The organism is Streptomyces sp. S3(2020) (assembly GCF_013044505.1).
GTDB lineage: Bacteria > Actinomycetota > Actinomycetes > Streptomycetales > Streptomycetaceae > Streptomyces.
In genome coordinates, this window is record NZ_JABERD010000126.1 from 1 (window position 1) to 21,767 (window position 21,767).

The 21,767-nt window shown below is 71.1% G+C and carries 21 protein-coding genes; 15 read left to right on the forward strand and 6 right to left on the reverse strand.

The features are described from left to right. The coding region (locus tag HLK59_RS31855; RefSeq protein WP_171145035.1) for a PucR family transcriptional regulator ligand-binding domain-containing protein at positions 1 to 1,168 on the reverse strand (1,168 nt) is incomplete at its 3' end. Between the two features lie 80 nt (positions 1,169 to 1,248). On the opposite strand from HLK59_RS31855, the gene HLK59_RS31860 reads away from it, so the two are divergent. Then, entirely contained in the window at positions 1,249 to 2,196 is a 948-nt protein-coding gene (locus HLK59_RS31860) for an LLM class F420-dependent oxidoreductase (RefSeq protein ID WP_171145036.1), read from the forward strand. Here the strand turns inward: HLK59_RS31860 and HLK59_RS31865 are convergent. Together HLK59_RS31865 and HLK59_RS31870 are read right to left on the reverse strand one after the other, a co-directional pair. Then, positions 2,183 to 3,565 carry an FAD-binding oxidoreductase gene (locus HLK59_RS31865; protein ID WP_171145037.1) on the reverse strand — a complete coding sequence of 461 codons (1,383 nt, stop codon included), beginning with the start codon at positions 3,563 to 3,565 and terminating at the stop codon, positions 2,183 to 2,185. The genes HLK59_RS31860 and HLK59_RS31865 overlap by 14 nt on opposite strands. Before the next feature lie 67 nt (positions 3,566 to 3,632). Beyond that, entirely contained in the window at positions 3,633 to 5,435 is a 1,803-nt protein-coding gene (locus HLK59_RS31870) for a glycoside hydrolase family 15 protein (RefSeq protein ID WP_171145060.1), read from the reverse strand. A gap of 512 nt (positions 5,436 to 5,947) precedes the next feature. Between HLK59_RS31870 and HLK59_RS31875 the strand changes: the two genes are divergently transcribed. The 13 genes from HLK59_RS31875 (at position 5,948) to HLK59_RS31935 (ending at position 19,458) form a co-directional block, all read left to right on the forward strand. Further along, positions 5,948 to 7,618, forward strand: a complete 1,671-nt coding sequence (locus HLK59_RS31875; RefSeq protein WP_171145038.1) for a CTP synthase — start codon at positions 5,948 to 5,950, stop codon at positions 7,616 to 7,618. Between the two features lie 86 nt (positions 7,619 to 7,704). Continuing rightward, positions 7,705 to 8,331 (forward strand): NUDIX hydrolase, encoded by a 627-nt coding sequence (locus HLK59_RS31880; protein WP_171145039.1) that lies wholly within the window; start codon positions 7,705 to 7,707, stop codon positions 8,329 to 8,331. A gap of 230 nt (positions 8,332 to 8,561) precedes the next feature. After that, positions 8,562 to 10,625 carry a tetratricopeptide repeat protein gene (locus tag HLK59_RS31885; protein WP_171145040.1) on the forward strand — a complete coding sequence of 688 codons (2,064 nt, stop codon included), beginning with the start codon at positions 8,562 to 8,564 and terminating at the stop codon, positions 10,623 to 10,625. 147 nt (positions 10,626 to 10,772) lie between these two features. Further along, positions 10,773 to 11,897, forward strand: a complete 1,125-nt coding sequence (gene ald, locus HLK59_RS31890; protein ID WP_171145041.1) for an alanine dehydrogenase — start codon at positions 10,773 to 10,775, stop codon at positions 11,895 to 11,897. Between the two features lie 346 nt (positions 11,898 to 12,243). Beyond that, positions 12,244 to 13,422 (forward strand): ParA family protein, encoded by a 1,179-nt coding sequence (locus tag HLK59_RS50540; protein WP_171145042.1) that lies wholly within the window; start codon positions 12,244 to 12,246, stop codon positions 13,420 to 13,422. After that, entirely contained in the window at positions 13,407 to 13,976 is a 570-nt protein-coding gene (locus tag HLK59_RS31900; protein WP_171145043.1) for a hypothetical protein, read from the forward strand. The genes HLK59_RS50540 and HLK59_RS31900 overlap by 16 nt, the downstream gene beginning before the upstream one ends. 18 nt (positions 13,977 to 13,994) lie before the next feature. Further along, a complete protein-coding gene (locus tag HLK59_RS31905) occupies positions 13,995 to 14,972 on the forward strand; it encodes a segregation/condensation protein A (RefSeq protein ID WP_171145044.1) in 978 nt (325 codons plus the stop codon). Beyond that, the gene (scpB, locus tag HLK59_RS31910) at positions 14,969 to 15,622 is read left to right on the forward strand and encodes an SMC-Scp complex subunit ScpB (protein ID WP_171145045.1); all 654 of its coding nucleotides are present in this window, start codon (positions 14,969 to 14,971) and stop codon (positions 15,620 to 15,622) included. Before HLK59_RS31905 ends, scpB begins: the two co-directional genes overlap by 4 nt. Further along, a complete protein-coding gene (locus tag HLK59_RS31915) occupies positions 15,622 to 16,743 on the forward strand; it encodes a pseudouridine synthase (protein WP_171145046.1) in 1,122 nt (373 codons plus the stop codon). Before scpB ends, HLK59_RS31915 begins: the two co-directional genes overlap by 1 nt. Before the next feature lie 112 nt (positions 16,744 to 16,855). After that, complete coding sequence (locus tag HLK59_RS52100; protein ID WP_206327837.1) at positions 16,856 to 17,092, forward strand: hypothetical protein; 237 nt, start codon at positions 16,856 to 16,858, stop codon at positions 17,090 to 17,092. After that, complete coding sequence (locus HLK59_RS31925) at positions 17,089 to 17,634, forward strand: TIGR03086 family metal-binding protein (protein ID WP_171145047.1); 546 nt, start codon at positions 17,089 to 17,091, stop codon at positions 17,632 to 17,634. Before HLK59_RS52100 ends, HLK59_RS31925 begins: the two co-directional genes overlap by 4 nt. A gap of 91 nt (positions 17,635 to 17,725) precedes the next feature. Continuing rightward, positions 17,726 to 18,445 (forward strand): NUDIX hydrolase, encoded by a 720-nt coding sequence (locus tag HLK59_RS31930; protein ID WP_171145061.1) that lies wholly within the window; start codon positions 17,726 to 17,728, stop codon positions 18,443 to 18,445. Further along, positions 18,442 to 19,458 carry an ADP-ribosylglycohydrolase family protein gene (locus HLK59_RS31935; protein ID WP_171145048.1) on the forward strand — a complete coding sequence of 339 codons (1,017 nt, stop codon included), beginning with the start codon at positions 18,442 to 18,444 and terminating at the stop codon, positions 19,456 to 19,458. Before HLK59_RS31930 ends, HLK59_RS31935 begins: the two co-directional genes overlap by 4 nt. On the opposite strand, the gene HLK59_RS31940 is transcribed toward HLK59_RS31935, so the two are convergent. From HLK59_RS31940 to HLK59_RS31950, 3 genes are read right to left on the reverse strand one after another with little or no spacing between them, the layout of a single operon-like run. Beyond that, positions 19,455 to 19,871, reverse strand: a complete 417-nt coding sequence (locus HLK59_RS31940) for a Rieske (2Fe-2S) protein (RefSeq protein ID WP_171145049.1) — start codon at positions 19,869 to 19,871, stop codon at positions 19,455 to 19,457. The two genes, HLK59_RS31935 and HLK59_RS31940, sit on opposite strands and share 4 nt — an antisense overlap. Next, positions 19,868 to 20,452 carry a DUF6529 family protein gene (locus HLK59_RS31945; RefSeq protein ID WP_171145050.1) on the reverse strand — a complete coding sequence of 195 codons (585 nt, stop codon included), beginning with the start codon at positions 20,450 to 20,452 and terminating at the stop codon, positions 19,868 to 19,870. The genes HLK59_RS31940 and HLK59_RS31945 overlap by 4 nt, the downstream gene beginning before the upstream one ends. A 26-nt stretch (positions 20,453 to 20,478) precedes the next feature. After that, positions 20,479 to 21,141, reverse strand: a complete 663-nt coding sequence (locus tag HLK59_RS31950; protein WP_171145051.1) for a hypothetical protein — start codon at positions 21,139 to 21,141, stop codon at positions 20,479 to 20,481. A 151-nt stretch (positions 21,142 to 21,292) separates the two neighbouring features. Between HLK59_RS31950 and HLK59_RS31955 the strand changes: the two genes are divergently transcribed. Beyond that, on the forward strand, positions 21,293 to 21,703 hold the full coding sequence (locus HLK59_RS31955) for a YidB family protein (RefSeq protein ID WP_171145052.1): 411 nt from the start codon (positions 21,293 to 21,295) through the stop codon (positions 21,701 to 21,703). Positions 21,704 to 21,767 lie beyond the last annotated feature (64 nt).

The following is a 21,767-nucleotide window of genomic DNA, read 5'->3' on the forward strand; positions in this document are numbered from 1 at the left end:
GCTCCACCCCCGCCCGCAGCGCCGCCGCGACCCGGTCCGCGACCGCCGCCCGCTCCGACTCCGAGCGCAGGCCCAGCAGCACCAGGACGCGGCCCTCGACCGGTCGTACCCCCAGCAGCACCGGAACCCCCACCGAGGCCAGCTCCTCCGACACCGCCCGCGCCAGCACCGCCCAGCCGCCGCCGGGGGACAGGGCGTCGCCGAGCCGCATCACCACCGGCAGCAGCGGACTGGTGCCCGGCTTGAAGCCCAGCACGCGCGCCTGCGCGGGCGCGTCCTCGGCGGCGATACGGCCCTCGGCGAGGTCGGTCAGGAAGTCGCCCCGGCCCCGCGCGGCCAACTCCTCCTCCTGCCGCGCCTGCATCAGCACCACGGCGAGGATGCCCGCGGCCCGCTCGGCCGCCATCCGGTGCACCGGGACGAGGGGAGCCCGCACGGGAAGCAGGACCAGCCGGGCCCGCACCGAACCCGTTCCGGGACCGCCCCCGGGCACGTCCACCAGCACGGAGCCGGCCGGCGGGGCGTCCTTGTGCTGGCCCCGCAGCCCCTCCCACACCTGGAGCGGGTCCGCGCCCTCGGGGCCCGACCCGGCGGCGTACAGCAGCTGGCCGTCGGTCGTCTCCAGGAAGACCGGGTTGTCGCTGAAGTCGGCCAGGATGCCCAGCACCTGGGGCACCCCGCCGCCGCCCAACAGGGCCTCGGTACAGCGGCGGTGCACCTCCTCGGCCCGCTGGAGCAGGGCGTAGTGGCCGTTGACGATCTCGGTGTGGATCTCCTCTGTCACCGTCACGAACGGCACCTCGCGGTGCAGTTGGACCAGTGGCAGCCCGGCCGAGCGGGCCGTGTCGACCAGGGCCGCCGGGAGGCGGGTGAATCGCGGGCCGAGTTCGACGACCAGGGCCGCGATACCGCGCTCGGCCAGGGTGTGCACGAACGCCCGCTGTTCGGCCGGACGGGTACCGAGCCCGTAGCCCGTGGTCAGCAGCAGTTCGCCACCCTTCAGCAGGGAGGCGATGTTGGGCACCTCGCCCGCGTGCACCCAGCGCACCGGCCGCTGGAGCCGGTCGGCGCCCGCGAGGATCTCGGGGAGGCCGCTGCGCAGGCCGGGCAGCTCCAGCGCCCGCTGAACGGTGATCCCGGCGCCCTGGCTGTCGAATCTGCTGTCCATGAGCCGGACGCTACCCGCGCGTGACCATCCACGACATCTCCGAGCGGTTACGGGGACGACCACCGGGTACGCGCGCGTGCATGGACCTCAGCGTGGTGGCCGTGGCACGGGAGGACGACAGCCCGGTCGAGGAGCCGGTGCGGGTGGCGGTGGCCGCCGACCGGCTCGGGTACCGGGAGGTGTGGGCGGGGGAAGGGCCGACATGGGACTCCTTCGTCCTGGCCGCGGCCATCGGCGGCGCCACCGGGCGGGTCGCCGTGACGGCGGGGCCGGTGCCGGTGAACGTGCGCGACCCGTACACCATCGCCCGGGGCGCCGCCTCGGTCGCGGCGCTCACCGGTCGCCCGGTCGGAGTGGCGCTCGGGACGTCCAGCGGGCGGGTGGTGGAGGGGGTGCACGGGCGGCCCAGGGTGCGGCCCGCGGCGGTGCTGGAGGAGACCGCCGCAGCCGTACGACGTCATCTGCACGCCGTGCCCGGCGCACGGGTCGGTGCCTTCCGCCGCCGCCTGCCGCCACCCGGCGGCCTCCTCACCGTGGCCGCGTTCGGCCCCCGCGCCATCGCCACGGCCGCCGCGCACGCCGACCGCATGCTGCTGGACACCGTCTCCCCGGAGCAGGTGCGGGTGCTGCGCGGCGCCCTGGACAGGGCGGCCGAGAAGGCGGGCCGTACGCCGCCCACGGTGGCCGCCTGGCTGCCGGCGGCCGTCGATCCGGCGCCGGAGTCGCTCGCGCAGGTGCTGGGCGGCATCGCCGGATATCTGACCGTGCCGGGCTACCGCGACGTCTTCGCCGACGCCGGGTTCGGCGACGCGGTGGCGCTGGCCGCGTCCGGCGCCGACCGGGACGCCCTGGTGCGGGCCCTGCCACCGGAGGCGGCCGCGACGGTCGGTCTCGTCGGGGACCTGGAGGCCGTACGCGCGCGGATCGAGGCCTACGCCGAGGCAGGGCTCGACGAGATCGCCCTGGTGCCGGCGACGGCGGGGGACCCGGCGGGCGAGCAGACGCTCACGGCGCTCAGGCCGGTCTGATGTTGTGGTTGAAGCGGAAGACGTTGTCGGGGTCGAACTCCCGCTTCACCTGCGCCAGCCGTCGCGCGTTCTCGGGACCGAGGCCCGCCACGACCCGCTCGCTGCCCTCGTCGCCGATGAAGTTGAGGTAGACCGCGCCGGTGCTCCACGGCTGGGTGTCGGTGCGCACGTCCCGTACCCACTGGACGGCCCGCTCGTCCTCGGCGGGGTCCTCCCACATCGCGAACGGGTGCACGGCCCACAGCGCGTCCCGGTAGGGCACCGGGTACTCGTGCGGACCGGCGGCTATCGCTCCACCCAGCGGGAACAGCACATGGATGCTGCCGGTCGGCACGGGCATGGACCCGGCCCGGGCGCAGAAGACGTCCAGGAGGTCGTCGGGGGCGCCGGTCAGGTACTCCGCCGACCAGTAGTTCCGCATCCCCGGCGGATCGTCGAGCATGCACTGGACGTCGGCGTACGGCATCGCCCCGATGATCTCCGCCTCGTGCGGCAGTGCGAGCAGCGGCTCGGCCAGCTTGCGCATGTCGGCCTCGGGGCCGGCGTACGTCAGCAGCGCGCCGCACAGCAGGGTGCCCTGAAGGTGCGGCGGGCAGAACTCCTCGGGCGGGCCGGTGAGGTAGAGCACGCCGCCGCTCGCCTCGTCCGGGCCCACGGCGATCAGGTCGCGGTAGGTGCGGGTGACCTCGGGGCCGTGCTCGGGGAGGAACAGCAGCAGGGCGATGGAGAACTCGGGCAGTTCGTGCAGCTTCAGGGTGAGCGCGGTGGCGATGCCGAAGTTGCCTCCGCCGCCGTGCAGGGCCCAGAACAGTTCCGGGTTGTCGTCGGCGCTCGCATGGACCTTCGAGCCGTCCGCGGTGACCAGTTCGACGCCGAGCAGATTGTCGACGGCGAGTCCGCACCAGCGGTCCAGCCAGCCCGAGCCGCCGCCCAGGACGAAGCCGCCGACCCCGGTGGTCGAGGCCCGCCCACCCGTGGTGGCGAGGCCGTGCGGCTCGCAGGCCCGGTCCAGGTCGCTCATCGTGGCGCCGCCCGCGACCCGTACCGCCTCGGCAGCGGGGTCGACGCCGACGGCACGCATGTGCCGCAGGTCGACGACCAGCCCCCCGTCGTTGAGCGCGCTGCCCGCCACACTGTGTCCGCCGCCGCGCACCGCGATCGGCAGATCGAGATCACGGCCGAAGCGCACGGCCCGTACGACATCGGTCTCGTCCACGCACTGGGCGATCACCGCCGGGCGGCGGTCGATCATGGCGTTGAAGACCACCCGGGCCTCGTCGTAGCCCGGATCGTCCGGGGCGAACACGTCGCCGACCAGATCCTCGCGGAGCGCGGCGAGGGCCGCGCCCGCCTTCGACGGGGATGCCATGAGGCGCCCCCTTTCTCACAGGGGCTATGGCTTCCCAGCCTAGGCGGGCTCGGCTCGCACAGCGCGCTCAGCCGCCGTAGGCGCCCGACGCCGTCAGCCGCAGCGCGGTGTCGATGAGCGGAACGTGGCTGAAGGCCTGCGGGAAGTTGCCGACCTGGCGTTGCAGCACCGGGTCCCACTCCTCCGCGAGCAGCCCGAGGTCGTTGCGCAGGGCCAGCAGCTTCTCGAAGAGCTTGCGGGCCTCGTCCACGCGGCCGATCATCGCGAGGTCGTCCGCCATCCAGAACGAGCAGGCCAGGAAGGCCCCTTCGTCGCCCGGCAGACCGTCGACGCCCTCGCTCTCACCCTCGGTCGGGTAGCGCAGGATGAAGCCGTCGGGCGTGGACAGCTCACGCTGGATCGCCTCGATGGTGCCGATCACGCGCTTGTCGTCCGGCGGCAGGAAGCCCATCTGCGGGATCAGCAGCAGGGAGGCGTCCAGCTCCTTCGAGCCGTACGACTGCGTGAACGTGTTGCGCTCCTTGTCGTAGCCCTTCTCGCACACGTCCCGGTGGATGTCGTCGCGCAGGTCGCGCCAGCGCTCCAGCGGGCCGTCCGCGTCGCCGGACTCGATGAGCTTGATCGTGCGGTCGACGGCGACCCAGGCCATCACCTTGGAGTGCACGAAGTGCCGGCGCGGGCCGCGCACCTCCCAGATGCCCTCGTCCGGCTCGTCCCAGTGGTCCTCCAGGTAGCGGATGAGCTTGAGCTGGAGCAGGGACGCGTAGTCGTTGCGGGCCAGGCCCGTCATATGGGCCAGGTGCAGGGCCTCGGTGACCTCGCCGTACACGTCCAGCTGGAGCTGGTGGGCCGCGCCGTTGCCGACCCGGACCGGGGCGGAGTTCTCGTAGCCGGGCAGCCAGTCCAGCTCGGCCTCGCCCAACTCCCGCTCGCCCGCGATGCCGTACATGATCTGAAGGTTCTCGGGGTCGCCCGCGACCGCGCGCAGCAGCCACTCGCGCCAGGCGCGGGCCTCCTCGCGGTAGCCGGTGCGCAGCAGCGAGGACAGCGTGATCGCGGCGTCGCGCAGCCAGGTGTAGCGGTAGTCCCAGTTGCGGACACCGCCGATGTCCTCCGGGAGGGAGGTCGTCGGGGCGGCGACGATCCCGCCCGTCGGCGCGTACGTGAGGGCCTTCAGCGTGATCAGGGAGCGGACGACGGCCTCGCGGTAGGGGCCGTGGTACGTACAGTGCTCGACCCAGTCCCGCCAGAACTCCTCGGTCGCCGCCAGCGACTGCTCCGGCTCCGGCAGCGGCGGCGGCTCCTTGTGCGAGGGCTGCCACGAGATGGTGAACGCGATCCGGTCACCGGGGGCGACCGTGAAGTCGGAGTACGTGGTCAGCGACTTGCCGTAGGTCTCGCACTCGGTGTCGTACCAGACCGAGTCCGGGCCCGCGACGGCCACCGTACGGCCGTCGTGCTTGTGCACCCACGGCACGACCCGGCCGTAGGAGAAACGCATCCGCAGCGCGGACCGCATCGGGACGCGGCCCGAGACGCCCTCCACGATGCGGATCAGCTGCGGGGCGCCGTCACGAGGGGGCATGAAGTCGGTGATCCGGACCGTGCCGCGCGGGGTGTCCCACTCGGACTCCAGGATCAGCGAGTCGCCGCGGTAGGTGCGCCGGGCCGCCCGGGGCGGCTCCGCGTCGGCCGCGTGCGCGGGGCCCAGTCTCCAGAAGCCGTGTTCCTCGGTGCCCAGCAGACCGGCGAAGATGGCGTGGGAGTCGAAGCGCGGCAGGCACAGCCAGTCCACGGTGCCGTCCCGGCAGACCAAAGCCGCGGTCTGCATGTCTCCGATGAGTGCGTAGTCTTCGATGCGCCCGGCCACGTGCAACTCCAGTCGAACGGCCACGTCACCCCCCGAGGGAAAAAGGGGGCTGTCGCTCTTGCGGTCAAGGGGTCGTTGTAATGCGTCGTTGAGCGGTGAAGCAAAGCAGCCGATCGGCTGCGAGGCAAAACGAAAATTTCCGCTCAACGAACTGACGAACTCACGGTGTTCCGGTGCTTACGGGCGGGGGGTGGTCCCGTGTTGCCGGCCGGGCTCGCCAGCGAATGTCCGAGCAGGATACGACGCACGTAGATGATCTGTGTGCCGCTCCGGGCAACGCGGATGGGCCGATCGGGTGAGCAACGGGTGAGGAACACGAGACGGGTACGCCTGTGTGTCGACGCGTGTGCGGAGCGTGGCCGGAAGCCATCTCGTCGAGGCGCTGATACCCTGGTAGCCCGTGGACCGGTGGTGGATAAAACCCCCGACCGCAGCGACGGCGACTCCGGAGATCTCCGGTTGCAGCGCCGCCCCGCACCCCAGATCGCGACCACGGGAGCCCCGTCTTGGCCATGCCGCCGAAATCTACGACGACCAAGCACATCTTCGTCACCGGGGGTGTCGCCTCCTCTCTCGGCAAGGGCCTGACGGCCTCCAGCCTCGGCATGCTGCTCAAGGCGCGCGGCCTGCGCGTCGTGATGCAGAAGCTCGACCCGTACCTCAATGTCGACCCGGGCACGATGAACCCCTTCCAGCACGGTGAGGTGTTCGTCACCAACGACGGCGCCGAAACCGACCTGGACATCGGACACTACGAGCGTTTCCTGGACCGTGACTTGGACGGCAGCGCCAATGTCACTACAGGCCAGGTGTACTCGACGGTGATCGCCAAGGAGCGGCGCGGCGAGTACCTGGGCGACACCGTGCAGGTCATCCCGCACATCACCAACGAGATCAAGCACCGCATCCGCCGTATGGCGACCGACGAGGTCGACGTGGTCATCACGGAGGTCGGCGGCACGGTCGGCGACATCGAGTCCCTGCCGTTCCTGGAGACGGTCCGTCAGGTCCGCCACGAGGTCGGCCGTGACAACGTCTTCGTCGTCCACATTTCCCTCCTGCCGTACATCGGCCCGTCGGGGGAGCTGAAGACGAAGCCGACCCAGCACTCGGTTGCGGCGCTGCGGAACATCGGTATCCAGCCGGACGCGATCGTGCTGCGCTGCGACCGCGAGGTCCCGACCGCGATCAAGCGCAAGATCTCGCTGATGTGCGACGTCGACGAGTCCGCCGTGGTCGCCTGCCCCGACGCGAAGTCGATCTACGACATCCCCAAGACCGTGCACGGCGAGGGCCTGGACGCCTACGTCGTCCGCAAGCTGGACCTGCCCTTCCGCGACGTGGACTGGACGACCTGGGACGACCTGCTCGACCGCGTCCACAACCCCGACCACGAGATCACCCTCGCCCTGGTCGGCAAGTACATCGACCTGCCCGACGCCTACCTCTCGGTCACCGAGGCGCTGCGCGCGGGCGGCTTCGCCAACAAGGCCCGCGTCAAGATCAAGTGGGTCACCTCCGACGACTGCAAGACCCCGGCCGGCGCCGCGGCGCAGCTCGGTGACGTCGACGGCATCTGCATCCCGGGCGGCTTCGGCGACCGCGGGGTGCTCGGCAAGGTCGGCGCGATCAAGTTCGCCCGCGAGAACCGGATCCCGCTGCTCGGTCTCTGCCTGGGCCTGCAGTGCATCGTGATCGAGGCCGCGCGCAACCTCGCCGACATCCCGGACGCCAACTCCACCGAGTTCGACTCGGCGACCTCGCACCCGGTCATCTCCACCATGGCCGAGCAGCTCGACATCGTCGCCGGTGAGGGCGACATGGGCGGCACCATGCGGCTGGGCATGTACCCGGCCAAGCTGGCCGAGGGCTCGATCGTGCGCGAGGTGTACGAGGACAAGGAGTACGTCGAGGAGCGGCACCGGCACCGCTACGAGGTGAACAACGCCTACCGCGCGGAGCTGGAGAAGAAGGCGGGCATCCTGTTCTCCGGCACCTCCCCGGACGGCAAGCTCGTCGAGTACGTCGAGTACCCGCGCGACGTCCACCCCTACCTGGTCGCCACACAGGCACACCCCGAGCTGCGCTCGCGTCCGACGCGGCCGCACGCGCTGTTCGCCGGGCTCGTGAAGGCGTCTGTCGAGCGCCAGCGGGCTGCGGGCGCGCGGGAGAATTCCAAGTAACACACCAGTTGTACGGTGGCCGGGGTGCATACCTTCAAAAGGTGGGCACCCCGGTTTCTTTTTTTGCGTGTGGGAGGACGGACGGCATGACGATCAAGGACACCCCCGAGGAGTGGGAGATCCGGGCGACGGATACCCCCTTCGTGGGCAACAAGACCTCCGTCCGCACCGACGACGTGGTCATGCCCGACGGCACGGTCGTCCGCCGCGACTACCAGGTCCACCCCGGTTCGGTCGGTGTCCTCGCCCTCGACGACGAGGGCCGGGTCCTGCTCATCCGGCAGTACCGCCACCCCGTGCGCCAGAAGTTGTGGGAGATCCCGGCCGGTCTGCTCGACGTGCCCGGCGAGAACCCGCTGCACGCCGCGCAGCGCGAGCTGTACGAGGAGGCGCACGTCAAGGCCGAGGACTGGCGGGTGCTGACCGACGTCTACACCACGGCGGGCGGCTGCGACGAGGCCGTACGGATCTTCCTCGCCCGCGATCTGTCGGAGGCCGAGGGCGAGCGCTTCGAGGTCGAGCACGAGGAGATCGACCTGGAGTACGCGCGCGTGCCCGTCGACGAGCTCGTACGGGGTGTGCTCGCCGGCGAACTGCACAACAACTGCCTGGTCGTGGGCGTGCTTTCGCTGGTCGCGGCACAGGCCTCCGGCGGTTTGGAGAGGCTGCGGCCGGCGGACGCGGATTGGCCGGCTCGGCCCTTTGACGCGTAGCGCCAGATCGTTTCGGCTGCGGGTCCGCTGTGGCTGGTCGCGCAGTTCCCCGCGCCCCTGGCGGCGCTGCCGAGCCGTCAGTCCTATGATCCGTTGATCCGATCGAGGGAGTCTCGACCCGTCCCCGCCGCGCTCGTCCCGGAACGTTGCAGAGCGTGAACTAGGCTCTGAAACTGCCCGAACCGGAGTCCCGGCGGGCTTGCGCGTGCGGTGGGACGGGAGTGTGGCCCGTGACGGACCAGGCGGTGGACACAGGCGGCGTTCAGCTGTCGGTCGAGGGTCATTTCCTGGGCCGTACACGGGAGTTGAAGGAGCTGCTCGCCGACATCGAGCGAGCGGGCCTGGACACCCTCGCCGGGAAGAAGGCCCCCCGCGCGCGCGTGCTGCTCATCGCGGGCAGACCCGGTTCCGGCCGCACCGCCCTCGCCGAGGAGCTCGTACGGCAGGTTGCGGAGCGTTACGGCGACGCGGTGCTGCGCGCCCGCCTCAGCGAACCCGACGGCACCCCCGTCCCCGTCGAGCACACCGCCCGCGAACTGCTCACGACCCTGGACCTCCCGACCCCGGCCGGCGCCTGTGAGGACGATCTGACGGCAGCCCTGCGCGATGCCCTCGCCGACCGGCGCGCACTGCTCCTGCTGGACGACGCGGTGAGCGCGGACCAGGTCGACGCCCTGCTGCCGGAGACCCCGGAGTGCCTGGTCGTGGCCGTTTCCGGCGGCCCGCTCACCGGTATCTCCGACGTCCGGCCCTGCACGCTGGGCGGCCTCGACACCAAGTCCGCCCTGGAGCTGCTGAGCCGCTTCACCGGCTCGGTCCGCATCACCGTCGACCCGCGGGCCGCGGAGGGCCTCGTCGAGGAGTGCCAGGCCCAGCCCGCCGCCCTGATGCTGGCCGGCGGCTGGCTCGCCGCCCGTCCCAAGGTCGCGGTCGCCGATCTCGCCAAGCAGCTGCGCACGGAGGGTGACGAGGGAACCCCGCTCAGCCGCGTCTTCCGGCTCGCGTACTCCGGCCTGCCCAGCCCCGCCGCCCGGATACTGCGACTGCTCGCCCTCGCCCCGGCCGGCCTGGTCGACCCGCACACCGCCTCCGCCCTCGCCGGCTGCTCGGTGGGCGGCGCCCGCACCACCCTGGACGACTTCGTCGGCCTCGGTCTGCTGCACGCCGTGGAGTCGCCGCTGCCGCAGTACGTGGTGCCGGGCTGTCTGCAACCCCTGCTCAAGGCGCTCACCGAGACCCAGGACCGCCCCGGCGAACTCCAGCTGGCCCGCGCCCGGATGCTGGAGCGGACGGTACGGCTGTTGCAGTCGTCCCGCGCGATCACCGAGACCGACAACCCCGAGGCCCGCGAGAAGCTCCAGGGCATGCCCCGCTCCCTGCGCTTCCCCAGCCCCCGGGCCGCCGAGGACTGGCTGCGCATCCGCAGGTCCGCCCTGCTGGCCTCGGCGCGTGTGGCCGTCGCCGACGGGGAGCTCGACACCCTCGCCCGCCGGCTGATGTCCCAGCTGGTCAGGGCGATGGTCGCGCACTTCGGGACCCAGGCCGCCGCGCCCGACCTGTACGGCCTGCACCGGCTCGTCCTGGATGTGGCCGAGCGCCGGGAGCTGCCCCGGGAGAAGGCGGCGGCGCTGCTGAACCTCGGCGACCTGGACGCGCAGACCGGCCGTACGCAGGAGGCGCTGACCCGGTACCGGGCCGCGCTGGACGCCGGGCGCGAGGCGAATGACCCGTATGCGACCGGTCGCGCGATGGAATCCGTAGGCGGTGCGCATCTGGAGCTCGCGGACTACGACCGGGCCGCCGACTGGTTCGGTCGCGCCCTCGCCCAGCGGCTGGCCCGGGACGAGCGTGCGGACGCCGCGCGGCTGTACGGCCGTATCGCCGCGGCGCACACCTACGCGGGCCGCTACGGCGAGGCGCTGCGCGGGTGGCGGGCCGCGGTCGCCGGGCACCGCAAGAACGGCGATGTGGCCGCCCACGCACGGGCGTTGAGCGAACTCGCACGCGTCCAGGAGTACGCGGGGCGGCCCGAGGAGTCGCTGCACACCTGCCAGGAGGCCGTCGAGTGGGCGCGGCGCGCCGAGGACCTACGGCTCCAGGCGGCGCTCCAGCTGAGGCTCGCCGACACCCTGGAACACCTGGGCGATCCGGCCGCCGCGGCGCTGCACCGAGGGGCCGCCGAGCGGCTGCTGGGGGAGGAGCTTTCGGAGGCGGAACCGGAACCGGAACAGCCTGATCCTGCGAAACAAGACCCTGACGCCTGCGAAATCCGTAGTACACCCGCTGAAGATTGATGCAATGAAAGGCTAGACAGCGGGAACACCTTCATTAGACTGGCTCTGCCGCACCTTCTCCTGCGGTGCATCCTGGTGTGCTCATGCATGCCCGGGTATGTGTTGTCTTGCCCCCTGTATCGCCCCATACCCTCTGAGCCAAGGACCGTGATCGACGTGAAGGTCGGCATCCCCCGCGAGGTCAAGAACAACGAGTTCCGGGTGGCCATCACCCCCGCCGGCGTGCATGAGCTGGTGCGTCACGGCCATCAGGTCCTCGTCGAGCAGAACGCCGGTCTCGGCTCGTCGATCCCGGACGAGGAGTACGTCGCCGCGGGCGCGAAGATCCTCGCCACCGCCGACGAGGTGTGGGCCACCGCCGATCTGCTGCTCAAGGTCAAGGAGCCCATCGCCGAGGAGTACCACCGCCTCCGCAAGGACCAGACGCTCTTCACCTACCTGCACCTGGCCGCCTCCAAGGAGTGCACCGACGCGCTCATCGAGTCCGGCACCACCGCCATCGCCTACGAGACGGTCGAGCTGCCCTCGCGCGCGCTGCCGCTCCTCGCCCCGATGTCCGAGGTCGCGGGCCGGCTCGCCCCGCAGGTCGGCGCCTACCACCTGATGCGCTCGGTCGGCGGCCGCGGCGTCCTGCCGGGTGGCGTCCCCGGTACCCAGCCCACGCGCGCCGTCGTCATCGGCGGCGGTGTCTCCGGCTGGAACGCCACGCAGATCGCCGTCGGCATGGGCTTCCACGTCACGCTGCTCGACCGCGACATCAACAAGCTGCGCGAGGCGGACAAGGTCTTCGGCACCAAGGTCCGGGCGATCATGTCCAACGCCTTCGAGCTGGAGAAGGCCGTCCTGGACGCCGACCTCGTCATCGGCGCGGTGCTCATCCCGGGCGCCAAGGCCCCCAAGCTGGTCACCAACGAGCTCGTGTCGCGCATGAAGCCCGGAAGTGTTCTTGTCGACATCGCGATCGACCAGGGCGGCTGCTTCGAGGACTCCCGGCCGACCACCCACGCCGAGCCGACCTTCCAGGTCCACGACTCGGTCTTCTACTGCGTCGCCAACATGCCCGGCGCGGTGCCCAACACCTCCACCTACGCGCTCACCAACGCCACGCTGCCGTACATCGTGGAGCTCGCGAACCACGGCTGGGTCGAGGCGCTGCGCCGCGACGCCGCCCTCGCCAAGGGCCTCAACACCCATGACGGCAAGGTCGTTTACAAGGAGGTCGCCGAGGCGCACGGCCTCGACCACGTGGAGCTCGAGGCCCTGATCGGCTAAGTCACCTTTTCGTAAAGGCGATACGTCAACAAGGCGCGTCAACCACTCGCAGACGGCCGGACCTTGCCCCACAAGGTCCGGCCGCATGTGTGTATGGTCACTTTGCGACGCTCGGTCAACTCGCCACGAACGTAACTCTTTGGTCGATTCGCACACCGGTGAAACCTGCCGTGCGACGGCCGTACGCCCTTGACAGCGCGATGTTTGATTGCCGACACATCCTGCCGGGTCCGGCGGATTGTGTTGCTGTGAACACCCGACACGCCATAGAGTCGCCAACCGTCGGCATGGTGCCACGCTGACCTTGTCTAGAAGTTTCCTGGTCACCAAGGAGGTAAGACGACTTGTGAATGAGTCGACATTTACTCCCGGAGGTGGTCAACCAGGAACGCCTGCACGGGCTGAGGGCCCCGCGGGGTTCGAGGCTGTCGGCTCCGTCGCGGTGCGCACCTTCGCAGCCCACCAGAGCCACCTGAACCGAAGGGTGACTCTGTCAGCACACCAGAGCATGGATGGCCATCACGTGAACGCCATGGCCGGCGACGGAAGTGGCGCGCCCCACAGCCAGTTCGCCGACTACGACGAACTGCCCGAGGGGCACTTCTACGACCCCGACGCCGAATACGAGCCCGACCCCGAGTACGCGGCCACGCTCGCTCCCGACGCTGCCCGCCAGCGCCGCGAGCGCATCGGCCCGACCGGTCGGCCGCTGCCGTACTTCCCGATCCCGGGCCCGCTGACCGATCACGGACCCGCGAAGATCATCGCGATGTGCAACCAGAAGGGCGGCGTCGGCAAGACGACGTCGACCATCAACCTGGGTGCCGCGCTCGCGGAGTACGGACGCCGCGTGCTGCTCGTGGACTTCGACCCGCAGGGCGCGCTGTCGGTGGGCCTCGGTGTCAACCCGATGGAGCTCGACCTCACCGTCTACAACCTGCTCATGGAGCGGGGCATGGCGGCCGACGAGGTCCTGCTGAAGACCGCGGTCCCCAACATGGACCTGCTGCCGAGCAATATCGACTTGTCGGCGGCGGAGGTCCAGCTGGTCTCCGAGGTCGCGCGCGAGTCGACACTGCAGCGGGCCCTGAAGCCGCTCATGGCCGACTACGACTACATCGTGATCGACTGCCAGCCTTCACTGGGTCTGCTCACGGTCAACGCCCTGACGGCCGCGCACAAGGTGATAGTGCCACTGGAGTGTGAGTTCTTCGCCCTCCGTGGTGTCGCCCTGCTGACGGAGACCATCGAGAAGGTCCAGGAGCGGCTCAACCCGGAGCTGGAGCTCGACGGGATCCTCGCCACGATGTACGACTCGCGCACCGTGCACAGCCGTGAGGTGCTCGCGCGCGTCGTCGAGGCGTTCGACGACCACGTCTACCACACGGTCATCGGGCGCACGGTCCGCTTCCCGGAGACCACGGTCGCCGGTGAGCCGATCACCACGTACGCCTCCAACTCCGTCGGCGCCGCCGCCTACCGTCAGCTCGCCAGGGAGGTGCTCGCCCGGTGTCACGCCGAGTGAGTCTGCCGGGGGCCGACGAACTCTTCCGTACGACAGGGGGAATGGCGCTCCAGCCGTCCACTCCGCGGCGGGGGGCCAACGGCGAAGCCCGGGTGCCCGCGCCCGCGGGGGAGAGCGACGGGGCCGCGGCCGCGTCGCCCGAGGACGCGCCGCAGTCGGTGCCCGTACAGGGCGGTGACGGCGACGGGGCGGAGCATGTGGCCACGGGGCCGGTCGAGGCCGGCGAGTCCCGCAGCCGGGGCACGTCGGCGGACCGCTCCGGGCGACGTCAGGACGCGCAGGAAGGTTCTGCCACGGAGGCACCGCGCAAGCAGCGCGGGAGGGCGCCCTCGCGCCGGCCCAGCGGCCGGGAGCGACACGACGAGAAGATCACCGTGTACGTCTCCGCCGAGGAGCTCATGGATCTGGAGCACGCCCGGCTGGTGCTCCGCGGCGAGCACGGGCTGGCCGTCGACCGCGGGCGCATCGTCCGCGAGGCGGTCGCCGTGGTGCTGGCCGATCTGGAGTCCCGCGGAGACGCGAGCATCCTCGTACGCCGACTGCGCGGGCGGTAGCGGTAGCCTGCGGGGGCCATGACCTCGAACGACGTTCCCGCCCCCGGCGCACCTGCCGGCCGTCGGCGTGTGCTGGGGCGGGGCGCTCTGCGGGTTGAGCCGGAGAGCGAGCCGGTGGCTGAGGTCGAGTCTCCGACTGAGGTCGAGTCTCCGGCCGAGGCCGATGGGCACGACGGCGACGAACCCGGTGACGGTGTCTTCAAAGTTCGGCTCGCCAACTTCGAGGGGCCCTTCGACCTCCTCCTCCAGCTGATCTCCAAGCACAAGCTGGACGTCACCGAGGTCGCCCTGTCGAAGGTCACCGACGAGTTCATGGCGCACATCAGGTCGATGGGCCCGGACTGGGACCTGGACCAGACGACCGAGTTCCTGGTCGTGGCCGCCACCCTCCTCGATCTCAAGGCCGCTCGACTCCTGCCCACCGCCGAGGTCGAGGACGAGGCCGACCTGGCACTCCTCGAAGCGCGGGACCTGCTGTTCGCGCGGCTGCTCCAGTACCGGGCGTACAAGCAGATCGCCGACATCTTCAACCGCCGCCTCGACGAGGAGGCCCGCCGCTACCCCCGTACCGTCGGCCTGGAACCGCACCACGCCGAGCTGCTGCCCGAGGTCGTCATCAGCATCGGCCCGGAGGGGTTCGCGAAGCTCGCCGTGAAGGCGATGCAGCCCAAGCCCAAGCCGCAGGTGTACGTCGACCACATCCACGCGCCGCTGGTCAGCGTGCAGGAGCAGGCCGGGATCGTCGTCGCCCGGCTGAAGGAGCTCGGCGAGGCCAGCTTCCGCACGCTGGTCGAGGACACCACCGACACCCTCACCGTCGTGGCGCGGTTCCTGGCGCTGCTGGAGCTCTACCGGGAGAAGGCCGTCGCGCTCGACCAGGAGACGGCCCTCGGTGACCTCATGGTGCGGTGGACCGGCGGCGAGGGCGATACCGAGCCGACGGTGACCGACGAGTTCGACCGACCGCCCGAGCCGCCCAAGGAGGACAAGGCGTGAGCGAGGAGACCACCGATGCCCCGGCCGGGCCGCGCACCGTCGCCGACCTCGACCTCAAGCCCGCCCTGGAGGCCGTCCTCATGGTCGTGGACGAGCCCGCCACCGAGGAACACCTCTCGAAGATCCTCCAGCGGCCCAAGCGGCGGATCGCGGACGCGCTGCGGGAGCTGGCCGACGAGTACACCGTCCAGGGACGCGGTTTCGAGCTGCGGCTGATCGCCGGGGGCTGGCGTTTCTACAGCCGGCCCGAGTTCGCGGCGGCCGTCGAGGGCTTCGTGCTGGACGGCCAGCAGGCCCGGCTCACCCAGGCGGCCCTGGAGACCCTCGCCGTCGTCGCCTACCGCCAGCCGGTGAGCCGCAGCAGGGTCTCGGCCGTACGAGGAGTCAACTGTGACGGGGTCATGCGGACCCTCCTCCAGCGCGGTCTGGTCCAGGAGGCGGGCGCGGAACCCGAAACAGGTGCGATCCTGTACGTGACGACGAACTACTTCCTGGAGCGGATGGGCCTGCGCGGCCTGGACGAGCTCCCGGAGCTCGCCCCCTTCCTCCCCGAGGCGGAGGCGATCGAGGCCGAGACGCTGGAAGGGGTCCCGTCGTTCGATCCGGACGCTCCGGATTCCGAGGACGCAGACGACAAGACGGAACTTTGATGCGAAGCAGCAGCGGCAGGAACAGCAGCGGAAACAACGGCGGGAGCCGTGGTGGCAACAGCGGCGGCCGCGGCGGGAACAGCGGCGGCCGCGGTAATCCCCGCGGCGCCGGTGGCAACCGCGACGACAAGCAGGGCGGCCGGCCCAGCAAGCCCCGCCCCGAGGAGCGGCGCTACGACGTGGGCCCCGGCGGGTCCCACGAGGGCCCGAAGTCGGGACGCGGCGCCTCCGCGCGCGGCGGTGCCAAGGGCGGTCCCAAGCAGGGCACCGGTACCGGGCGCGGCCGTTGGGTTCCGGCGACCTCCCGCGAGTACGAGGCGCGGGCCGAGGAGCGCAACCGCGAGCGGTACGCGAACAAGAAGGACGTCAAGCTGCCCAAGACCTTCCCGGGCGCCGAGCAGGAGGGCGAGCGGCTCCAGAAGATCCTCGCGCGCGCGGGCTACGGTTCGCGGCGGGCCTGCGAGGAGCTCATCGAGCAGGCGCGGGTCGAGGTCAACGGCGAGATCGTCCTGGAGCAGGGCAAGCGCGTGGACCCTGAGAAGGACGAGGTCAAGGTCGACGGCCTGACCGTCGCGACGCAGTCGTACCAGTTCTTCTCGCTGAACAAGCCGGCCGGTGTCGTCTCCACCATGGAGGACAACGAGGGCCGGCAGTGCCTCGGCGACTACGTCACCAACCGTGAGACGCGGCTCTTCCACGTCGGCCGGCTCGACACCGAGACCGAGGGCGTCATCCTGCTCACCAACCACGGCGAGCTGGCCCACCGGCTGACCCACCCCAAGTACGGCGTGAAGAAGGTCTACCTCGCGCACATCGTGGGCCCGATCCCGCGCGACCTGGGCAAGCGGCTCAAGGACGGCATCCAGCTGGAGGACGGGTACGCCAAGGCGGACCACTTCCGGGTCGTCGAGCAGACCGGCAAGAACTACCTCGTCGAGGTCACCCTGCACGAGGGCCGCAAGCACATCGTGCGCCGGATGCTGGCGGAGGCCGGCTTCCCGGTCGACAAGCTGGTGCGGGTCGCCTTCGGCCCGATCACCCTGGGCGACCAGAAGTCGGGCTGGCTGCGAAGGCTGTCCAACACCGAGGTCGGCATGCTGATGAAGGAAGTCGACCTCTAGGTCCCGCCGTTTCGTCGCTTACGACGGCCGGTCCCGGATTCTTCTCCGGGGCCGGCCGATTCGTTTTCGCGCTCCCGCCGGTCTGCATCCCACACGGACGAGGGGAGCGGCCATGACCGCGACGACGGATCTGCGGGCCGGGCGGGGCTACGACGGGTGCGAGGGCCGGGCGCTCTCGCGGACCCGGCCGCACCGGATCGCCACCAGCACGTGTCTGACGGCCCTGGAGAGCCGTGTGCGGCGTCCGCTGCCCTCCGGGCCCGGCGGGTGCTCGGAGGCGCCTGGGGAGCCGCTGAGGGCTCCTGCGGCGGATGCGGGGCGCGCGCGGCTGTCCGGGGTGCGGTCGTGAACCCGGGGGAGCTGCTGGAGCGTTCGCTCGCTTACGCCCTGGGGAGCGTGGCCGTGGTGGGTTCCGCCGGACGGGGTCGGGCCACGCCGTGCGCCGCGTGGGATCTGGGGGAGCTCCTTGAGCATCTCGACGACTCCCTGGACGCGTTGCACGAGGGGCTGACCGGCGGGCGGATCGGACCGCTGCCGCAGAGCGACCGCGTGTGCGGCTTCCGTACGCGCGCGTGTGCCGTGCTCGGTGCCTGGGCGGCCGGTCCTCGGGATCTGGTCCGGGTCGGGGAACGGCCGCTGGACGTACGGGTGATGGGCGCGGTCGGCGCCGTCGAGATCGCCGTGCACGGCTGGGACGTGGCGCAGGCCTGCGGGCGGCCCCGGCCCTTCCCGGTCGCCCTCGCGGCCGAGCTGCTGCCCGTCGCGCGGTGCGTGGTCACCGAGGAGGACCGCGGGGTGCGGTTCGCCGAGCCGCTCGCCGTCCCGCCCCGCGCGCCGGCCGACGCCCGGCTCCTGGCCTTCCTGGGGCGGCGCGATTCCCTTCCTGGATGAGTCCGGTGCGGTCACCTGGGTTGTGGGACGCCGTCCGGCAACTTTATAGTCGTAGTGACTATTAAAAGGGCGGGTGGGTGTGACGGTGGGTGTGACCGCATACGACAAGTACGCCTACGAGCCCTTCGCCGTCACCGCCGATCTGGCCGTCCTCACCGTCACCGAGGGCGCTCTGCGGGTCCTGCTCGTGGAGCGGGGGCAGGAGCCGTACGCCGGGCAGTGGGCCTTGCCCGGCGGTTTCGTGCAGCCGGACGAGTCCGCCGAGACGGCCGCCCGGCGTGAACTCGCCGAGGAGACCGGCCTGTCCGACGTCTCCGGGCTGCATCTGGAACAGCTGCGCACCTACAGCGAGCCCGGCCGCGACCCCCGGATGCGGGTCGTGTCCGTCGCCTTCGCCGCGCTCCTGCCGGACCCGCCCGAGCCGCACGGCGGCAGCGACGCCGCCGACGCCCGCTGGATGCCGTACGACAAGGTCCGGCCGCTCGCCTTCGACCACGACCGGATCCTGGCCGACGCCCGGGACCGCGTCGGCGCCAAGCTCGAGTACGCGTGCCTCGCCACCGCCTTCTGTCCTCCCGAGTTCACGCTCGGCGAGCTCCAGCAGGTCTACGAGACCGTGTGGGGCACCGCCCTCGACCGGCCCAACTTCCGGCGCAAGGTGCTCGCCACGCCCGGCTTCGTCGAACCGGTCCCGGGCGCCGCGCGACTGACCGGCGGCCGCGGCAAACCCGCCGCGCTCTACCGCGCGGGCACGGCCACGACCCTCCATCCGCCTCTGCTCCGAACGCCTCGGGAAGGACGTCCCGCATGACCGCCACCACCGTCAGGAAGCGCGCCGCCACAGGGGCCCTGCTGGGGCTCGCCCTGGGGGACGCGCTGGGCTTCCCGACCGAGTTCAACGACGTGCCGTCGATCCTCGCCAAGTGCGGGCCGTGGCGGGAGATGCCGCTGCCGAGGCCGGCGTTCGTCACGGACGACACCCAGATGACGCTGGCGGTGGGGCGTGCGCTGCGGACCGCGACCGACCGGGGCGTGCTCTCGCGGCACGGGTTGGTGGACCCCCTGCGGCAGGAGTTCATCGCGTGGAACCGCTCCCCGGAGAACAACCGGGCTCCGGGCAACACCTGCCTCAGGGCCTGCGAGTTGCTGGAGCGCACCGCTCTGTGGCAGGACGCCAGCCAGATCCACTCCAAGGGCTGCGGCGCCAACATGCGCGTCGCCCCCGTCGGCCTGCTCCCCGGTCTGAGCGACGAACAGCGCTCCGGCGCCGCCCAGTTGCAGTCCGCGCTCACCCACGGGCACCCGACCGCGCTCGCCGCGTCCGACCTCACCGCGCACGCCGTACGGCTGCTCGCCCAGGGCGCCGAGCCGACCGGACTGGTCGGGCTGCTGCGGTCGTACGCCGTGGAGAACCGCACCCGCTACCACCACCGCTGGCTCGGCGACCTGTGGACCCGCAGCCAGGACCCGACGCCCGAGCACTTCATCGCGCGCGGCTGGGACGAGTGCCTGGAGATCCTCAAGCGCCTTCAGGAAGCGGTCCGTTCGGTGTCCCCGGAGACCGATCCGTGCCTGGCCACCGGCGAGGGGTGGATAGCGGAGGAGGCGCTGGCGACCGGGCTGCTGTGCTTCCTGCTGTTCGTCGACGAGCCGGTGACGGCCCTGCGGCGGGCCGCCTGCACGGCGGGGGACTCCGACTCGATCGCCTGTCTGGCGGGGGCCTTCGCGGGGGCGTACCACGGGGCCGACGCATGGCCCACCGAGTGGGCGGACCGGATCGAGTACCAGAGCGAGCTGGCGACGCTCGGTGCCCTCTGGGACTAGGCCAGCCGGATCGAGTCGCCCTGCACCGTGATCTTCTTCTCGGCCAGCGGCTGGGTCGCCGGCGGGTTCTCCACCGAGCCGTCCGTGATGCTGAACTTGCTGCCGTGGCAGGTGCAGTTGATGGTGCCGCCGTCGACGTTGGCCACCGGGCACTGCTGGTGGGTGCAGATGTTGGTGAAGGCCTTGAACTCGCCTTCCTTCGGCTGGGTGACGACGACCTTCTCGTCCTTGAAGATCGTGCCGCCGCCGACCGGGATCTCGCTGGTCTTCGCCAGTTCCTGACCGGCGGAGGCCTCGACCGTGTCGGACCCGGAGTCGCCGCCTTCGTTGCCGTACTCGCCGCAGCCGACGGTGAACGCCGCGGCCCCCGTCGCGAGGAGGACCGTGCGTCGCGTCGGGCCGTGAGTCGTCATGTAGTCACTCCGAAGGTGCGGAAGAACCAGAGGGCGGAGGTCAGCCAGACGATCGTGAGCGCGGTGAAGACGAGTCCGCCGACGATCGGCAGCAGCCAGTTGGGGAGGCGCTCCGAGCGGAGCAGCAGCATCTTGGCACTGAAAACGCCGAAGAAGAAGCAACCCAGGAGAGAGTGCCAGAAAACGCGCGTTTCGTACGTCTGATAGCCCAGCGCGTACAGACAGTGCACCGCGACCGGCACCGCCACCAGGAACGCCACCCGGCCCGACCAGCGGTGCAGCACCCCTGACCAGCTCGGACCCGGCAGCCTGCCGTACATCATCAGCGCCGAGAAGAACTGGACGACGGCGAAGAAGATCGCGACCGTCGCCATCCAGGACTTCACCGCGCCCGTACTGCTGAAGCCGGCGAGGTTGAAGGCGGTCCCGGCCGGGTCGTGGACCTTGCCGTACACGCCGAGGGCGACCGCCACCGCGGCGGCGACCAGCGCGGGGACCAGATAGCGGGCCGGGCTCGGCCGTGGCTCGACGGGCCGGGGAGAGGGGAATCCCTGGGTGGCGGCGTTCGGGTCGACGGTCATGTCGGCTCCCTCGTACGGACTGGAGTTCAGGGGGTGACGGGGCGGGCCGTGAGCTGCTGTCCGTCGACCGTCACCACGCCGGTCTCCGGGTCGATCTCGGGTGCGGGGGAGGGCTTGCCGTCCTTCTTGAGGATGCCGACCTGGCTGCCGTCCTTCAGCACGATCCAGCCGCCGTCGAACTTCGCGTCGCGCACGGTGGCCGTCGCCCGGTACAGCCCGGACGGCTTGATCGCCTTGTCGGCGGTGAAGGTGTAGTGCCCGCCGCCGATGTCGACCGTGCCGCTGATCCGCTTGCCCTCCTTGAGGGTGCCGTTCAGCTTCGAGCCGTCCTTGGCGGTGAGCTTCATGGTGCCGTCGTCCTCGACGTCGCCCTTGAGCCACGACTCCTTGTCCCGGCCGTCGCAGAAGTACGCGATCGCCCGGCCGTCGCGCAGGGACACGGCGATCGCGGAGGAGTCGTCGTCGGTGCGGCCCGCGTAGTCGGCGTTCGGGACGGGGACCTTCGACGGCGAGGGGGACGGGGGCGGAGTCGTCTTCGTGGGAGTCGGGCTCGGTGACGCCTTCGTGCTCGGCGACTGCTCCACCGAGGACGACGTGGTCTTCTCCCCGGTCGTCGCATTGAGCGACAGCATGAACAGGCCCACCACCAGACCCGCGAGAAGGGTGAACAGCGGTCCGGAACGCTTCATGCGGGCCTCCCCCGGGGCGGACTTCCTGCCATGAGAGCGGACCCTGGGCCCCGAGTCCAGAGGCGCACGGGCGCGTTCTCACCTCAAGTAGCGGAATGGGGCAATCTGGGTGACATTGACAGAGTTCCGGCCCCTCTCGAAAGGCACGGTCATGGCGGGCAACGACATAGGGGGTCTGCTCGGCGGTCTCCTCGGGGGCGGCAAGGGCGGCGGCGCCGACATGCTCGGTGCGCTGCTCTCCGCGCTCGGAGGCAGAGGCGGTCAGGGCGGCCAGGGTGGCGGCTCCCTGGGCGGACTGCTCGACATCCTCGCCAAGTCGGGCCTCGCCGAGCAGAAGGACTCCTGGGTCGGCACCGGCGCCAACCAGTCCGTGACCGGCGCGCAGATCCAGCAGGCGCTGCCCGACGAGACCCTCCAGCGGGTCGCCGAGGAGACGGGCGTCTCCACGGGGCAGGCGGCGGACGAACTGGCCCAGGTGCTGCCGCGGGCCGTCGACAAGCTGACGCCGGGCGGGCAGGTGCCGGCCAGCCTCGACGAGCTCGCCAGGCAGCAGAACCTGTAGGTGTCTCAGCGGGCGGGCGGCGCACACCGGCCCGACGCGGGCTGACTAGGCTGGATGTACCAAG

What these genes read in the sequence shown, in the direction of transcription:
- HLK59_RS31860 (WP_171145036.1), top strand. Translation starts at nt 1,249, where the DNA reads ATGGACCTCAGCGTGGTGGCCGTGGCACGGGAGGACGACAGCCCGGTC.
- HLK59_RS31865 (WP_171145037.1), bottom strand. Translation starts at nt 3,565, where the DNA reads ATGGCATCCCCGTCGAAGGCGGGCGCGGCCCTCGCCGCGCTCCGCGAG.
- HLK59_RS31875 (WP_171145038.1), top strand. Translation starts at nt 5,948, where the DNA reads ATGCCGCCGAAATCTACGACGACCAAGCACATCTTCGTCACCGGGGGT.
- HLK59_RS31880 (WP_171145039.1), top strand. Translation starts at nt 7,705, where the DNA reads ATGACGATCAAGGACACCCCCGAGGAGTGGGAGATCCGGGCGACGGAT.
- HLK59_RS31905 (WP_171145044.1), top strand. Translation starts at nt 13,995, where the DNA reads ATGACCTCGAACGACGTTCCCGCCCCCGGCGCACCTGCCGGCCGTCGG.
- HLK59_RS31915 (WP_171145046.1), top strand. Translation starts at nt 15,622, where the DNA reads ATGCGAAGCAGCAGCGGCAGGAACAGCAGCGGAAACAACGGCGGGAGC.
- HLK59_RS52100 (WP_206327837.1), top strand. Translation starts at nt 16,856, where the DNA reads ATGACCGCGACGACGGATCTGCGGGCCGGGCGGGGCTACGACGGGTGC.
- HLK59_RS31935 (WP_171145048.1), top strand. Translation starts at nt 18,442, where the DNA reads ATGACCGCCACCACCGTCAGGAAGCGCGCCGCCACAGGGGCCCTGCTG.
- HLK59_RS31940 (WP_171145049.1), bottom strand. Translation starts at nt 19,871, where the DNA reads ATGACGACTCACGGCCCGACGCGACGCACGGTCCTCCTCGCGACGGGG.
- HLK59_RS31945 (WP_171145050.1), bottom strand. Translation starts at nt 20,452, where the DNA reads ATGACCGTCGACCCGAACGCCGCCACCCAGGGATTCCCCTCTCCCCGG.
- HLK59_RS31950 (WP_171145051.1), bottom strand. Translation starts at nt 21,141, where the DNA reads ATGAAGCGTTCCGGACCGCTGTTCACCCTTCTCGCGGGTCTGGTGGTG.
- HLK59_RS31955 (WP_171145052.1), top strand. Translation starts at nt 21,293, where the DNA reads ATGGCGGGCAACGACATAGGGGGTCTGCTCGGCGGTCTCCTCGGGGGC.